The sequence below is a fragment of the Paraburkholderia jirisanensis genome (assembly GCF_054782355.1).
On record NZ_BAAGSQ010000026.1, the window covers coordinates 233,819 to 250,069 of the forward strand.

A 16,251-nucleotide genomic window follows, 5' to 3' on the forward strand; every position below is an offset into this window, starting at 1 on the left:
GGCGCAATGCAAAGGAAAGGAGAAGCACACAATGAACGAAGACGCCTTTGTCCGCAACCGTCGCGGCCGCATCTGCGCATCGCTCGTCGCTCTGGCCGCAACCCTGCTCGCAGGATGCTCGAACTACTCGCTAACGCCCGGCGAGCCCAGCACATATCAAAGCAACGCTCCCAAGCCACCAACGAGCGATGCGCACTCCCTCGTCGGTGTCGCGATTTCAGGCGGCGGCAACCGCTCAGCGCTATTCGCGTCGTACGTGCTCGAGTTGCTTGGCAGCGTGCCGGTCTCCCCAACGTCGACCCAACCGCAACCCGCCGCAACATCCGCAGAACAACCGATCAGCTTCCTCGATACCGTCAGCTACATCTCCAGCGTCTCCGGCGGCAGCTTTGCAGCGTCCTACTTCAGCATGAACGGCATCGGCCATTACACACCGATGCTTTCAGGCCAACAATTGCCCGAGCAGTACGCAAGCTTCTTCGACGATTTTCATCAACAGATGAACTTCAACTGGGAAGCGGCGCTATTCGGCCTGAAGTACCCAACGTTCGGCTCAAACGCCCAGCGCCTCGCCCACGCAATCGACAAGACGTTCCTGCATGACGCGACTTTCGCCGATCTCGATCGCCGCGAGGCCTCCGGCGCAAGCCCATACCTGATCCTCAACGCAACCCACTACGACAGCGGCCGCCGCTTCGTGATGACCACGATCCCGAGCAACGCGTTCTGCCTGAACACCACGCAATTCCTGATGGACGCCGTCTACGCACCAGCGGGCCAAGGCGAACAGATGCACGCCGCAAAGCTCAACCAATGTGATCGCAACGACGCGCTCACGCCGGAAGGCTTCGATAGCTTCTGGAACCCGCGGCTGCGCGCAGTGCCGAGCGCATCGCTGCCACTGGCGCGTGCAGTGGCCATTTCGGGTGCATTTCCCCTGGCCGTAGGTCCGGTCGCCTTCAACGTAAAAGGCGACGACACGCTGCTGCATCTGATCGACGGCGGTGTGGCCGACAACAGCGGGCTCGAATCGATGATGCAGCTGTTTCTACGCGATCTGACCAAAAACGAAACGCATCGCGACCTCGTTGTCTCGCTCGATGCGAGCTTGCCGTTCAATGCACGCGGCACCGACATTGCTAAAGACTCCTCGCCGCTGACCGCCTTCATCGCAGACCCGACACGCCCTTCCGATATTCAAGAGGTGCGTGCGTCGCTATACCGTGAGCGTCTGTGGGAACTGACTGTTTTCACCGCACGCTCGAAGGGATCGAACGACGCCGTCACGCGGCTCGACATCGTGCAGATGAAGCCGGACGACCTGAACATCTCATCGCTGAAGATCGATACGCCCGACTGCCACGCGCATTTCGACGACGCGAAAAGCGTGCACGCCGCGGCTCGCGACATTCCGACGAGTTATCACCTGGATGGATGCTCAGCGCAACTGGTACGCGTTGCCGCGTGCTGGAGCGTGCATCAACACGCGGCCGACATTCAGGACTTTTTCGACACGCCGCCTGAACGGCGCCGCCGCACGTCCTGGGATGAAACGACTTCCGGTACTGAAACGCACGTTGCGAATGGCATCATCGAGCAGCGCATCAAGCAGATGTGTCCGGAACTGGTCAACGCGAATGCGCTATAACTGCGCGAGTAAATAACGAGCGGTATCTCGCGGAATTGACGGGCCGCACTTGCGACGTTGATTCCGCGTCCTGTGGACGCTGATTTTGGTGGCCATTTTTCTGTAATTTTCTTAAATTTAAATCTGATCTTTAAGAGCGAAAATTCCCAACTTAATAAAAAGATAAGAAATTTGGGGTTTCAAATTAATTCGCCTTGCTAAGATCGTTTCCCGTTGACTCTAGCGCAGCCCATATCTGCGTGTATTCAGTCAACGCGGCTTGATGCGGAAGGCATTCGTCCAGAGAAGCTCGGCACTACCCGGCGGGAAGATCGATGGCAACCACACCCAAGGCACGCGCAGAGGTGTCGCGGCGCGACCTCTACGATGCATTTCACCGGGGCCTTTTGCAGAAGGAGCGTTTGCTGCAATTGACTACCCCGCTCGGCGCGGATGTACTCGTGCCGCTGCGTGCGCAGGGTTGGGCCAAGATCGGTCGCGACTATCGCTGGACTGTCGACGTGGTTTCAATCCGTGTGGACATCCCGCTGCTGTCGCTGATGCATCAACCGGTAAGCCTGCGGATTCAGCAAACAGGCTCGGGGTCCGGGCTGTCCGCCTATCGGGAGATTGATGGCTTCGTTCACCGCATGAGCATGCTGGGAACGGACGGGGATCTCACTGCTTACCAGATCGAATTTTCATCGGCGCTGTATTTCCTCGGTCACACCCGCAATGACCGCTACTGGCTGGACACAAACGCGAGCGATATCCTGTATGAGGTACTCGATCGATATCCGCAGTTGCAAGGCTGTGTACGCGTACGGATTCTGTCCAAGCCGCACGCACGCTCATACTGCCGTCAGGCCGAGTCCGACCTGAATTTCGTGCATCGATTGCTCGAGGATGAGGGTTGGTACTACTACTGGCAGCCGGCCGAAGACAAGACCGACGGTTCGCGCAAGACGACGCTGGTCATTGTCGATCGCCTCTTTTTTCTACCGGAGCCCAAACGGGTTAGCTACAGGCGAGGCAAGGGCGGCGACGACACAGCGGACCTCACGCAATGGGCGGCGGTGCAGACACTCCAGAGCACGGCATACACGGCATGTTCATTCGATTACAGGTACCCGTGGGTCAATTTCAAGACCACGAGCACACTGCAGTCCACAAGCTACGCGGTTCGAGATTCGCGTTCCGACGAGAGGGCCTACATTCCCACAGTGCCGATGGAGGTGTTCGAGTCGCTGTCGTACGGGTATCCCGACTGGCAAGCGGGCAATGACCGTGCGCACTTGCGCACGCAGGCCTGGGATGCGCAAGCAAGCCGCTATATGGGTACAGGCGGCTTGCGTTGGATCGACGCAGGCTCGCGCTTCGTGCTCGACCATCATCCACGGCATGACGAACACGACACCCGACAGCGCGAGTTTGTCGCGGTCGAGTTGCGCTGGACCATCGAAAACAATGTGCCGATCGGGCAGCCCGCCGCCGAGCTACCGCACAGTCTCCAGCGCGCGGTTGCCGACGTCAAGGCAGCGCATGGCACGGCATTTCAATCGCGTCCGCATGCGGTGGATGGCGAGGTTGGCTACTTTGTGGTTCAACTGGAGGCTCAAAAGACGACGGTTGAATACTGCAGCCCGTTTGAGCACGGCAAGCCTGCGATGCATATCGAGCATGCGAAGGTGGTCGCGCCGCGAGGCGAGGAGGCATGGTCCGACGAGCTCAACCGGGTCTACGTGCGTTTCGCCTGGGATCGACAGACACCGGACGATGCGTACTGTTCGTCGCCGTTGTTGTTGTCGCTGCAGGCCGACACCGGAAGCGGTTACGGCGCCGTGCATGTGCCACGCGCCGGCGAACAGGTGGCGATCGATCATTGGGGCGGAGACTGCGATCGCCCGTTCGTGCTGGGACGGATCAACGGGGCGACGCCGCCGCCCTGGCACACAGACGTCATGCTGTCGGGTTTTCGGTCGCGCGGCTTCGGTGAGACCGGTGCATTCAATGAGCTCGTTCACGACGATGCTGCCAATCAGGGTGGTACGCGGCTGACGAGTTTCACGGGGAAAAGCTATAGCGCTTTTCATCAGGGCTACCTGATCCGTCACGCCGGTAACTCGCGCGGGGCTTATCTCGGTAACGGCTTCCTGTTGCATACCGACGACTATGGTGCGATGCGCGCCAATGGCGGGTTGTATGTCAGCACGCATGCCAAGGCGCACGACGGCGCGCAGCTCGATATCGACGAACTGCATGAGCAGCTGGATCGCGCGGGGACGCTGGTCGGCGCATTGTCGAATGCGAGCGCGCTCGCGCAGGCGGAATCGTTGCAGGCGAGCGAGGCGGTGTTGAAAGCGGTGACGAGCGGCACGCGTCGGGAGGTGTCAGCCCCAAGGCTGGGAGGGCGAACTGGCGGTGGGGGCATGGGCGAGACCAACGCTTTCGGTGCGCCGTTGATCGTCATGGCGAGCCCCGCGGGTATCGGGTTGTCTACGCAGCAGTCTGTGCAGGTTACGGCGGACCAGCAGATCAGCCTGGTGAGTGGCGAAAGCTCATATGTCGCGACCGGTAAATCGTTTGTCGTGGCCGCCGCCGAAAAGCTCAGCATGTTCGTGCACAAGGCTGGAATGAAGCTGCTTGCTGCGAAGGGGAAAGTGGAACTGGCGGCGCAAAGCGACGACATGCGGCTGTACGCCGATCGCAACATGACGCTGACCAGCAACCAGGGGCGCGTCGTCATTGAGGCTAGTCAAGAGCTGATGCTCAAGTGCGGCGGCTCATATATCCGCATCACGCCCGATGGAATCGAAGATGGCACGCGCGGCGCGCGAACGGTCAAGGCGGCGTCATTAAGTAAGAAGGGCCCGGGGTCGGTCGCCGAGCACATGAACGCGCAGCAAAAGGCCAACTTCAACGATCCATATGTGATTCGCGATCGGGTCACGGGGGAATTGATGAAAAGCCATCAATACGCGGTAGGGCGAGCTGAAGGTACGCATTTGACCGGGATGACAAGCGATATCGGGCACATGCCGGAGCAGAAAAGTGAGGATATCGAGACGGTCAAGCTGCTTGCCTTGAAGCGTGGCTCGAAATCAGGCGGGACTTCAGCGTAGATCTTTTTGACTGCAAGACTTGACATGACCGATACCCAGAAAGCCAATCCGGGCGACTCGCCATTCGACGACGATATCCAGCAGGAAGTCGTGCGAATAATAGGGCGCACCGACAAGGACGGCCACTCATATGCCTATGCGACGTTGACGCCCGCAAGCGATACACGCGTCAAGGAATTCCTGTGCGATGTCAGGCCAATCATTCCAGTGATTTTCCTGCCTGGTGTGATGGGCTCGTTGCTGGCAGACAAGGACACGGGCGGCGAATTGTTCTTCGCGCCGAACACGGACGGCGCGCTGCAATCTGTGCTGGCATTGGCGGATTTGATCCGGATGTGGTTTCAGAGCGCGGAATCGCGACAGAAGAGCTTTGACCCGACGCGGGCTGTGGTGACGCCGCTGGGGCCGATTAACGTCGGCAAGCATGTGCTTGGGGTGGATGAAGAGGAAGCGCGCCGACGCGGATGGGGATCGGTGCATCGCACGAGCTATCACCCGGTGCTTGCGTGGCTTGAAGAGGAGCTTAATCAGCCGATGTTTCTGGGTAAGCCGCACGGTGCTTGGGTGAACCCGGATCCTCAGGGGGAGAGGTGGGCGCTTAAACCGGTGTTGGGCACCGCGCCGGCTGAGTACGGCGGGATGGGCAAGGGCGACACGCTTACGCTAGATTCACCGGCGTTCAAGCACTTTGCCAGGTATCAGTACCGGGTGTACGCGATCGGCTACAACTGGCTGCAGTCGAATGCCGACTCTGCGCGGCAGGTGATTGATGGTTCGGACTTTTACGATCCCAAGTCGAAGAAGACGACGCGGCTGATGGGGATCAAGGAGATCTGCGCTGAGAACGATAGCGGCAAGGCGATCATCGTCACGCATTCGATGGGCGGGCTGGTGGCGCGGATGGCGATTGCAATGCATGGCGCGGCGGATTTGATGCACGGGGTGTTTCACAACGTGCAGCCGGCGACGGGTGCGCCGGTGACGGCGAAGCGGTTTCGCACTGGAGGTGGGAGTGAGGGTGGGTTTAATGGTTTTGTGAACGGCGCGCTGGTTGGGCGCAAGGCGCCGGAGTTTGTTGCGGTGGCGGCGAATGCGCCAGGGCCACTCGAGTTGCTGCCGATGCCGGATTACAACGATGGGAAGCCTTGGTGGGTGTTTGCGCAGTTGAATGGAGAGCCGGTGATTGAGTTGCCGAAGAAGCCTGGTAAGGCGCTTGAGGAGATTTACACTAATTCTGCGTGGTATGGGCTGGTGCCGAACGAAAAGCTTTTAGATCCGGCCGGACTTGTAAAAGAGAAACTTGATATAAATCCAATGCGCAAGACTATGCTGCAGAATTTTCATCAGACGATGAAGAGTGTCGCTGTCAAACAAAGCGATATACAGAACCTATATCATCGAGTGACTTACGCTTCATACGGGAATGGCGCACTCAAAGAACAGCCTAGGACATCTGCGACGATCGATGTCGTTGACCGGCATAAGCCGCTTCTTGAAAAAGGGCAAAAACTCGAGAAGTTATTGACGTGGGGCAAGGTGATCTGGAGGGGCGTCTTACCGTCAAGTGTGACTGAAGCAGAACTGCGCTCGGCGACTGCGCTCTCTGATTCCGAATCCGGCAACGTGAGGGTGCACCTGGAATCGTACAAGCAGACTGTCGAGTTTGAGGTCAAAAAGGTCGCCATATTGCCTTTTGGTGTCAGCGATCCTGACCCGTCAAGACGCGAAAACAGCTACGGCATTGTTGCGGGCGATGGCACGGTTCCCGTGTGGTCCGCGCAAGCACAGGCGCGAGGGCTCGATCCGAAGGTGAAGGGCGATACGGCCACGGGTGTGCGAATGGCATTCGCGCAGGGTGGCTACGGCCACCAAGAGAGCTACGATCATCCTTGGACACGTTGGGCGTTACTCTACAGCATCGTACAGATCGCTCAAGACGCACGAGAGCTTTCATGCTGAAGCTTATCCGGAAAATTCTGTTACTCGTTGCAAGTGCGAGTGCCTGCACTATTGCATTCTCTGAAGAGCCGATCATGACCAATTCCTTGCTGTTCAAGCCGCGCTCGTGGTGCGTCGGTCGTTTCGTGTTTGACCGGCCAGCCTCTAGCGAGATATCGAATCAACGTTACGAGTTCGCAGGAGAGAAGCTTGAGACCCAACACAACGTATCGCATGCAACCTACCAAGCGAGAGTCGATGCTCGAGACAGGGAACTGCGCACGAAGAAGCGCGTGGATGCCGGAAGCAATAATAAGGAATTGAGCCGATCATGGTTGGAAAAAGCATTCTCACCGACAAAAAGCTCAACGGTATTCGTTTATCTTGATGCGGAAATCAGTGGAGTTTCGTTGCCGTTTGAATCGGATGGTTATATTTACGATAACAACACACTGTTCCATATGGTTGGGGGAATTGGTTCGGCGGCCGTTGGTCGGGCAGAGATTATTTATGGTGATATAGCTCAGCGTATCAGGCAACGCGATAACTGGACGGTGCCGAGTGAATCTGGCTTTTGCTTTGATGGTGGCATCGTGACGGGCTCATCGACTTACACCGAGGAGGTCAGCCAGTCATTTATGCTTATGCCAGGTCGACCAGCGCTGCTAGTGATACAAATGCGTGATTCTAGGGCCTCAGATCGACATGAGACGCTGACCGGAACGCTCCCTGATCTGCGCGCCCAACTGAACCGGCTGCCGGGCCACTATCGCATTCTGCGCGAGGGCAAGCGCACAATTGCCGGAATGAATGCTGAGGAGGTGCTGTTCGAACTCAAAGAAGGTGCCATCACCTCGTACCAGTTCTATCTGCTTGCGCCGGGCGATCCAAGCACGCTTGCTAAGCCGCATACGTCCATCCAGCTGCTGCTTGGCACAACCAGTTTCAATCCCAATCTGACGCCTGATCTGGCGACCTCGCCAGTTGATGAGGCGGCAGCACTACAAGTGTGGGATACGTTGCTGAATAGCCTACGGTTGCGGCCGGGAGCGGTGTAACCGGTGGAGGCGGCTGCACGCGCTGCAAAGCAGCCGTGCAGCTCACACGTTGAAACCTTAAATGTGCGTGCCTTACCCGCAATGGACCACACTAAATCTGCCAGTGGCTAGTCTCCCCTACCGGCGCGAGCGCTGCTACTCAGGCGAATGCTTCCCCCTCAAGACCACAGCGCCCGCCTAACCTCACCCCCTCGCCCGCATCCACTCCGCAATCGCCTGTCCGATTTCCTCCGGCGAATCCTCCTGGATAAAGTGCAGCCCCTTCACCGTCACCTCTTTTTGCGCCGGCCAGGAGCGCGCCGTCGCCAGATTCACGCCGCCCGAGACAAGCGCGCCGGGCTCCGCCTTGATAAACAGTTTGGGTATCTGGCTCGTCGCCAACCAGCGCGAGTAGCTCGCTGTGATCTCGACCACGTCCGCCGGCGTGCCATCAACCGGGATCTGCCGCGGCCAGCTCAGCGTCGGCCGCCGTCCCTCGCCGGGCTGCGCGAACGGTCGCCGGTATTCGTTCATTTCTTCAACCGACAGCGGGCGCAAGATAGCGCCGGGCAGAATCTTCTCGATAAAAAAGTTGTCCTGCAGCACCATGGCTTCGCCGGCCTCGGAGCGCAATCCCTGCAGAGCTGGGCGCATGTTGATGTTGTCCCAGTGGTCCCAGTCCTGCGGGCCGACAATCGCCTCCATATGAGCGATGGCCTTCACGGCATCGCGGTGACGATTCGCCCAATCCAACCCGAGCGCTGAGCCCCAGTCGTGTACGACGAGCGTCACACGCTCGCGTACGTCGAGCGCTTCGAGCAACGCATCGAGGTAGCGGCGATGCTCGACGAAACGGTACGCGTCAGGACCGCTGTCAGGCAGCTTCTCCGAGTCGCCCATCCCGATCAGGTCGGGCGCAATGCATCGTCCGAGCGACTGAACATGCGGGATCACATTGCGCCACAGGTACGAAGAGGTCGGGTTGCCGTGCAGGAAAACGATCGGATCGCCTTGGCCCACTTCCACATAAGCCATCTGGCGGCCCAGCACCTGCTTTTTCTGTTTCCGGAAAGGAAACGCTGCGGAAATCATTTCTCACCTCCTGTTATGACCAGACAGGAAGACTAAGAAGCCGGCGTGGGAAAAAGCGTTGGAGTGGCCGTGGAAGTCGCGCTGCTATCCAGAAAGACCTGCTCCGCGCAGGCCGCTCGCAATCTTCGCCATCACAGGCGCCGAGAACACCATCGCATCGGTCACATCGCCAACGCTCAAGCGGGGATAGTTTTCGAGCAGCGCGCACACACCGCTTTCCGCTTTTTGCCGCTCTCCGGCAGCCGCATAAGCCGGTACCAGGTTCCGATAAATCCACACGGCCTTTGGATTGAGCGCCAGCGCCTGCTCCATGCGTCGTATCGCCTGCACATGGTTGCCTTCGATGAAATGCGCGACGCCGAGTCCTGCCAGCGCATTGAACAGGGACGGGTCGATAGGTGCCAGCCTGATAGCCGCACGGAAGTGGCGCGCGGCCTCGCGGGGCTGTTCAGCGTAATTCGCCAGCCAGCCGCTCCGCACGCGCGCTTCGGGCAATCGTCCATCTAACTGGAGCGACCGCTCGAGCAGCACTTCGGCTTCGTTTCTATCTCCCACCAGGGTCCGCGCCGTGGCGATCGCAGTGAGGCAAGCAGGGTTGTTCATGCCGGCCCGGGTAGCCGATGCCGCAAAATATCGGGCTTCTGCCTTGTCCCGGCCGAGGTCGTCCGACCAGTTATAGACGACGCGTTGCGCGTGGCACCAGGCCGCTAACGCGAGCGCGCAGGGGGCATCCGCATCTTCGGCCAGGATGTCGTTCAGCAAGGTAAGTGCGCGTCGGTTGGCGGCCGGCTCAAGCGCAGCTGCAAACCTCTTCGCTGTCGCGATGCGCACGTCGAGGCTATCGGCGCGGTCCGCTTCGGTTCCGGCCGACCGGACCGCGACTGTAATTGCCTCGACGGCCTGTTCAACCCATTCCTGCACGGCGGATGCGCACGCCTCTTCCAATTCGACTTGCCCTGACCACACCACAGCGCCACAACGCACGTCGATACAACGCAGTGACACCTGTGCGGAATCTGTTCCCCGCGCCACTGCGCCGCGCAATGCGAATCCGGCCTCCGCCATGCCGTTCATGGCGGGCAAGCCGGTGGTTTCGCCATCAAGCACGATGCAGGCGCCCGAGCGCCACAGCGCGGTATTGAGATTGGCGGCCACGCGCAGCCCCAATGCGGCCGCATCGTCACCTCGCGGGACGAGCTTTAGCGGTTCGAGCTTGACGGTAGGCCGATGTTCGCTGCGCGCAAGCGCAAGCGTAAGCGCCGGTTGACCACACTCCACGCGCTCGGCAAGCGGAGGCGGAGGTGGCGGCATCAGAAGCAGCGCGTCGGCCACGCCAAGCTCGCAAGCCAGCCGCCGACGCGTCGCGGCTGCGTAATCAGTCGCCTCGCAGACGCGACCGCATCGCTCAAGCAGTTGCACCACGCGCGCATGCCCCCACTCGTTCCATGGCTCGGCCGCTACGAGTCGGCGCGCGGCGCACAACGCATCTTCGGGATGGGTCCAGGCAAGATCGACAGCTGCCTTTAGCAGGTTCGTGCGTAGCCCCGCGAGCGTCTCTCTCTCAGCGGCAAGCCATGCCTGAAAGCTCTGCTGTCCGCCGACCTCGACATCTGCTAGCGGCGTGCCTCGCCATAACGCTAAAGCCTTGGCGATATTCTGCTGGCTAAGCGGCTCGCGCGCGAGCGCGCGAAATGAAACGCCGTCGACGCAAAGGCTTTTGGAAACAAGCGCCACGCCATCCTGCGAAACGTCCAGCCAGGCGCCGATTGCAAGCTTGATCTTGGCAAGGCTCCAGCGCAGTTCGCCTCGCGGATCGCTTGCGCCGTCCCACAACAGGTCGCAGAGCTCGTCTCGCCGGCAGGGCCGCTGTGCCAATGCCAGATAGGCAAGCAGACCGCGCGTCTTGCGCGACGCCGGCAACGCGCAGCGCTCCCCGCGTTGCATGACCATCAGTTGCCCTAGAACTCCAACACTCAAGCCAGCGTGACAATCCATAGACGACCCGATAACCACTCCTGCTGTATGCACCGCTTTTTGCGCATTGCCGATGATTGCCTTGACCGGCGTCTTGACGATCCGCACGGCGGCCGCACCGGACACACTTCGGCAATGGGTAGATGACTTAATTCGGGAAAACAGCGTACGCAGTTACACGTAAGGCGGTAGAAATGAACCTTACTCTACCGGAATTGACATCATGACCTGGGCGAACCCGCGCGAAGCCCGAGGGGTCGGGCTTCGCGCGTGAGAGCAACTACGAGTCTGCGCGGTGGGAACGTGTGAAGAAACGCTGTAACAAGTGCTTTGAACAGCAACGAGCCGCTCGCTGCTAGGCGCGCGTTTTTCCTTTGCCCGACGCCTGGCTGGATGGCTTTCGCGCCTGATCCCGTTCGCGGCTCCAATGCTCGAGCAACGTGCGTGTCTGCTCGCGCACCGTCGACTTGAGCAGTTCAGCCTTCTCCGCATCGATACTCTTCCACCCAAGCATCGACAGCGTCGAGCGGTGCGCAACGTGGAAAATAACCAGCTGCCCGTGCAGGCTAAACGTGCGGATCGCTGTGATTTCATCATCCGCGGGCCGCCCTGAAATACGCGCCACCAGTGCGGCACTCACGTCGTTAAGCGGCTGACGGATCCGGCAAGCCAGAATCTGCGAAGCGCTTTCGGGCTCATAACCCGCCTGTTCGCGCGCGAAGAAAAGCCGCCGGCCAGGCTTGCTCGCTTTAGCGAACACGCCGTCGGCGATCGCTTCCTGAATGAGCAGGAATGCATCGATCAACGCGGCCACCTCGGCCTTCTCCTCCAGCACCCGCTGCGCATGCTCGATAGCCGGCCCGAACGTCTTCCACGCTTCATCGGCCAGCGCCTCGACGCAGGCCCGATACACGCCTTCCTTGTTCTCGAAGTAGTACTGCAGCGCCGGCGCATTGACGCCCGCGCGAGTCGCGATGTCGCGTGTCGACGCGCCCTCGAAACCGTGTTCGCCAAATAATTCGACCGCCGCTTCGATGATCCGGTGACGCGTCTCGTCGCCGCGCGCATAGCCGCCCTCCGGCGAACGGCGCAGTCTTTTAACGGGGTTCATGCATTCCTCTCCATGGCACCGCAAGAAATATATCACTTGACACAATTTTATCGACTGGAATAATTGTGCCAAGTGGAAATAATTGGACCGATACGATGTCATCAACCGCAGGCTCTCCTTCCCGCCCGGTACCTACCGAAGGCTCGCGCCAGCCTGGCGCGCGGCGCCTTTCCCGGCGAACCTTGCTGATCGCTTTCGGCATTGTCGCGCTAATCGCAGCGGGGATCTGGCTGGCCCGCTGGTGGACCGTGGGCCGCTTCATCGAAAGTACCGACGATGCTTATCTGCAGGCCGATAGCGTGACGGTCGCGCCAAAAATCGCCGGTTATATCACGCAGGTTTTCGTGGCGGACAACCAGATCGTCAAACCCGGCGATCAACTGGTGCAACTCGACGCTCGTCCGTATCAGGTCGCGCTCAATCAGGCGCTAGCCACGGTCGATGCACGCAAGGCGGACATCGAGCGCGCGCAAGCCGACATCAAGCAGCAGCAGTCCAATATCGCGCAGGCACAAGCGCAGCAGCAAGTGTCGCGCGTGAGCGCGCGGCATGCCAGCGATGAAGTTCGGCGTTACGCACCGCTCATCGCAACCGGCGCGGAAACCAGCGAACGGCTCGCCGAGCTCACCAGCAGCCGCGATCAGGCCGACGCAACGCTCGCGGCCAACGCAGCCGCCGTCGAAGCCGCCCGCTCGCAGATCGCATCGGCCACTGCGCAACTCGGGCAAGCACGCGCCCAGCTCGAAGCGGCTCAGGCAAGCGCACAACAATCGCAGCTCGATCTCGACAACACCGTGGTGCGCAGCGCGCTCGGCGGCAAGGTCGGCGATCGCACGGTGCGCGTCGGCCAGTACGTGCAACCCGGCACCCGCATGCTGACCGTGGTGCCGGTGCAAAGCACCTATCTGGTGGCCAACTTCAAGGAAACGCAGGTGGGCAGCATGCGCCTCGGCCAACCGGTGGAAATGCACATCGATGCATTGCCCGGCCATGCGCTGCACGGTGTGATCGACAGTTTCTCGCCGGGCACCGGTTCGCAGTTCGCGCTGCTGCCGCCGGAAAACGCCACCGGCAACTTCACGAAGATCGTGCAGCGTGTGCCCGTGCGGATTCGCATCGACACCGGTCCTGAAACGCGCAGCGTGCTGATGCCGGGGCTGTCGGTCACCGTCGACGTCGACACGCGTTCCGCGCGCGACCGTGACGCGCGTATCGATGCCGAGAACCATCGTGGCTGATCCGACCGCACCGGCTCCGGGCGCTGCGGCGCCGGCCGCGCCGCACGCGGAGCCGCGTGCCAGCGCGAGCGACTGGATCGCCGTCGCCGCGGGCGCACTCGGCGCGTTGATGGCCACGCTCGACATCTCGATCACCAACTCCGCGCTGCCACAGATCCAGGGCGAAATCGGCGCCACCGGCACCGAGGGCACATGGATCTCGACAGGCTACCTGATGTCGGAAATCGTGATGATTCCGCTCGCCGCGTGGCTCACGCGTGTGTTCGGTCTGCGCAATTTCCTGCTGACCAACTCGGCGCTGTTCATTGCGTTTTCGATGATGTGCGGCTGGTCGCACACGCTGCCCATGATGATCGCCGGCCGCATCGGCCAGGGTTTCACCGGCGGCGCGCTGATCCCGACCGCGCAGACCATCATCCGCACGCGTCTGCCGTTATCGCAGTTGCCGGTCGGCATGACGATGTTCGGCCTGATCGTGTTGCTCGGTCCGCTGCTGGGGCCAGTGGTCGGCGGCTGGCTGGCGGAGAACATCAGCTGGAGCTGGTGTTTCTTCATGAATCTGCCGATCTGCGCGGCGTTGATGACCTTGCTGATCGTCGGGCTGCCGTCGGACCGGCCACACTGGGAAGCGTTCCTGAAGGCGGACTGGCTCGGCATCGTCGGTCTCGCGATCGGCCTCAGTTCGCTCACCGTGGTGCTCGAAGAAGGTCAGCGCGAACGCTGGTTCGAATCGTCGCTGATCGTGTCGCTCACCTGCGTGTCGATGTTCGGCATGGTGCTGATCGCCGCGTCGCAATGGGTCGCGAAGAAACCGATCCTGCGCCTGAGCCTGATGCGCAACCCCAACTACGCGAGCGTGATCGTCATCGTATCCGCAGTCGGCGCGGCGATTTATGGCGTGTCGTATCTGCTGCCGCAGTTTCTCGGCGTAGTGGCCGGCTACAACGCCGAGCAGGCCGGCGCGATCATGCTGCTGTCCGGGCTGCCGTCGTTCCTGATCATGCCGGTGTTGCCGCGGCTGCTGGCCCGGGTCGACTTCCGCGTGCTGGTGATCACCGGGCTGCTGCTATACGCGATCAGCTGCATTCTCGATATTCACCTGACCGCGCAAAGCGTCGGGCACGATTTCGTCTGGTCGCAACTGATCCGCGGCACCGCGCAGATGCTGGCGATGATGCCGTTGAATCAGGCGTCGATGGCGGCGGTATCGCGCGAAGATTCCGGCGACGCAGCGGGCCTGTACAACATGGCGCGCAATCTCGGTGGGTCGATCGGGCTTGCGGTGATCGGTACGGTGATCGATCGGCGCACGACCTTTCATACCGCGATGATCCGCGAGTCTGTCAGCGCCAATTCGCTGACCGGCCAGCAACACATTGCGGCGAACGCCGCGAACTGGTTCGCGCATACGGGTGACATGGCGTACTCGCAGATGCGCGCCTTCGCGCAACTCGGCGCACAGATCGGGCAGCAGGCGATCGTGATGACCTATTCGGAAACCTTCTATCTGCTCGGTATCGCGCTGATCGCGTGCATTCCGCTGGCGCTGCTGCTGAAAACGCCGCGCCGAAATGCACCGCCGCCTTCCGCCGGACACTAATCTCTTTTGATCTCGCCATGACGTTTCATCGTTCGACCTGTTTCGCACTGGCTGCCGTCGCGTTGCTGTCCGTGTTGTCGGGCTGCACAGTCGGCCCGGATTATCACGGTGCACCAACCGTTGCGCAGAATGCCGACCACAACGCGACCTTCGTGCGCACGCCGAACGTCGGCATGACTGCAACGGCCGCGCCGAATCAATGGTGGCTGGCGTTGAACGACCCGCAGCTGAACGACCTGATCGCCGCCGCCCTCGCACATAGTCCTGACGTGCATATCGCGCAAGCGCGGCTGCGAGAATCGCGCGCGCAGCTGGATCAGCAACATGCAAACGCTTTGCCGAAGCTGTCGGGCAATGCCGCCGCGCTGCGCACGCGCGAGCCCGATCTGGGCTCGTTCGGTTCATCGGGTTCATCAGGATCGGGTTCATCCGGCCGAGGCCCGTTGCAGTTCTACACGGTAGGCTTCGACGCCTCATGGGAAATCGATCTGTTCGGCGGCACGCGACGCGCGATCGAAGCCGCATCGGCCAATGCGCAAGCCGTCGATGCGGATCTGTCCGATACGCAGGTATCGCTCGCAGCGGAAGTCGCGCGAACCTACGTCGAATTGCGCGACGAGCAGACGCGCCTCGAGCTGGCGCAACGTCAGGCGCAAACCGAACAGAAAATCCTGACGCTCACGGAGGAACGCCGTCAGCGCGGCACAGCAGCGGACATCGACGTCGAACGCCTGACCACGCAGGTCGAAAACACGCGCGCAACGCTCAATCCTCTCGACGCGCAGGTGACCGATTCGCTCGATCGCCTCGCGGTGCTGACCGGCCGCGAGCCCGGTGCGCTGGACACACAGCTCGCCGACACGCGACCGCTACCGGCGCTGCCGCAGACGGTCGCGATCGGCGATCCGTCGGCATTGCTGCAGCAACGCCCCGACATCCGCGCAGCGGAACGCCGGCTCGCATCGAGCAACGCGCAGATCGGCGAGCACGTCGCCGACTTCTTCCCGAAGGTGACGCTGCTCGGCGATCTCGGCTTTAGTGCAAGCGATCCGGGCCACCTGATCCGCAAGAGCAATTTCAGCTGGATCGGCGCGCCATATCTGCAATGGAATGCGTTCGACTTCGGTCGCACCCTCGGTGCCGTGCACGCCGCCGAAGCGTCGCGCGACGAAGCAGAAGCGCAATACACGAAGACCGTGCTCGAAGCGCTGCAGGATGCGAACTCATCGCTATCGCGCTACGGACATCAGCGCGATCATGTGGTGACCTTGCAGAAGGTGGAAGCGTCCGCCACGCACTCGGCCACGCTGATGCGGCAGCGCTATTCAGCAGGTGTCGCCACGCTGATCGATCTGCTCGATACGCAACGTCAGGAATTTACGTCGCAACAAAACGTGGTTGCGGGGCAAGCCGAGCTGCTTAAAGACTTTATCGCGTTGCAGAAGAGTCTCGGGCTCGGCTGGCAGGCGTAACAGGCTGGCTGGCAGCCTGGTCGAGACGCCTGCGCCGCGA

General features: G+C 60.9%; 10 protein-coding genes. 7 read left to right on the forward strand and 3 right to left on the reverse strand.

Going from position 1 to position 16,251, the window contains the following annotated elements; translation table 11 throughout:
* The first annotated feature begins 31 nt into the window (after positions 1-31).
* The 4 genes from ACYVNQ_RS17380 to ACYVNQ_RS17395 all read left to right on the forward strand — a co-directional run bounded on the left by ACYVNQ_RS17380 (position 32) and on the right by ACYVNQ_RS17395 (position 7,745).
* Positions 32-1,648 carry a patatin-like phospholipase family protein gene (locus tag ACYVNQ_RS17380; RefSeq protein WP_460903792.1) on the forward strand — a complete coding sequence of 539 codons (1,617 nt, stop codon included), beginning with the start codon at positions 32-34 and terminating at the stop codon, positions 1,646-1,648.
* Between the two features lie 314 nt (positions 1,649-1,962).
* On the forward strand, positions 1,963-4,749 hold the full coding sequence (locus tag ACYVNQ_RS17385) for a type VI secretion system Vgr family protein (RefSeq protein WP_460903793.1): 2,787 nt from the start codon (positions 1,963-1,965) through the stop codon (positions 4,747-4,749).
* Positions 4,750-4,773: 24 nt separating this feature from the next.
* Positions 4,774-6,708 carry an esterase/lipase family protein gene (locus tag ACYVNQ_RS17390; RefSeq protein WP_460903794.1) on the forward strand — a complete coding sequence of 645 codons (1,935 nt, stop codon included), beginning with the start codon at positions 4,774-4,776 and terminating at the stop codon, positions 6,706-6,708.
* Positions 6,702-7,745, forward strand: a complete 1,044-nt coding sequence (locus ACYVNQ_RS17395) for a T6SS immunity protein Tli4 family protein (RefSeq protein ID WP_460903795.1) — start codon at positions 6,702-6,704, stop codon at positions 7,743-7,745. The genes ACYVNQ_RS17390 and ACYVNQ_RS17395 overlap by 7 nt, the downstream gene beginning before the upstream one ends.
* 183 nt (positions 7,746-7,928) lie before the next feature.
* Here the strand turns inward: ACYVNQ_RS17395 and ACYVNQ_RS17400 are convergent, their stop codons facing one another.
* The 3 genes from ACYVNQ_RS17400 to ACYVNQ_RS17410 all read right to left on the reverse strand — a co-directional run bounded on the left by ACYVNQ_RS17400 (position 7,929) and on the right by ACYVNQ_RS17410 (position 11,901).
* Positions 7,929-8,816 (reverse strand): haloalkane dehalogenase, encoded by an 888-nt coding sequence (locus tag ACYVNQ_RS17400; RefSeq protein ID WP_460903796.1) that lies wholly within the window; start codon positions 8,814-8,816, stop codon positions 7,929-7,931.
* Between the two features lie 84 nt (positions 8,817-8,900).
* Complete coding sequence (locus ACYVNQ_RS17405; protein ID WP_460903797.1) at positions 8,901-10,898, reverse strand: BTAD domain-containing putative transcriptional regulator; 1,998 nt, start codon at positions 10,896-10,898, stop codon at positions 8,901-8,903.
* A 247-nt stretch (positions 10,899-11,145) separates the two neighbouring features.
* Positions 11,146-11,901, reverse strand: a complete 756-nt coding sequence (locus ACYVNQ_RS17410; RefSeq protein ID WP_460903798.1) for a CerR family C-terminal domain-containing protein — start codon at positions 11,899-11,901, stop codon at positions 11,146-11,148.
* A 95-nt stretch (positions 11,902-11,996) separates the two neighbouring features.
* On the opposite strand from ACYVNQ_RS17410, the gene ACYVNQ_RS17415 reads away from it, so the two are divergent.
* Genes ACYVNQ_RS17415 through ACYVNQ_RS17425 form a run of 3 tightly spaced genes read left to right on the forward strand, consistent with a single transcriptional unit; the run spans position 11,997 to position 16,211 of the window.
* Positions 11,997-13,139, forward strand: a complete 1,143-nt coding sequence (locus ACYVNQ_RS17415; RefSeq protein ID WP_460903799.1) for an HlyD family secretion protein — start codon at positions 11,997-11,999, stop codon at positions 13,137-13,139.
* Positions 13,117-14,739 carry an MDR family MFS transporter gene (locus tag ACYVNQ_RS17420; RefSeq protein ID WP_460903800.1) on the forward strand — a complete coding sequence of 541 codons (1,623 nt, stop codon included), beginning with the start codon at positions 13,117-13,119 and terminating at the stop codon, positions 14,737-14,739. The genes ACYVNQ_RS17415 and ACYVNQ_RS17420 overlap by 23 nt, the downstream gene beginning before the upstream one ends.
* Positions 14,740-14,756: 17 nt before the next feature.
* Positions 14,757-16,211, forward strand: a complete 1,455-nt coding sequence (locus ACYVNQ_RS17425; RefSeq protein WP_460903801.1) for an efflux transporter outer membrane subunit — start codon at positions 14,757-14,759, stop codon at positions 16,209-16,211.
* The last annotated feature ends 40 nt before the right edge of the window (positions 16,212-16,251 follow it).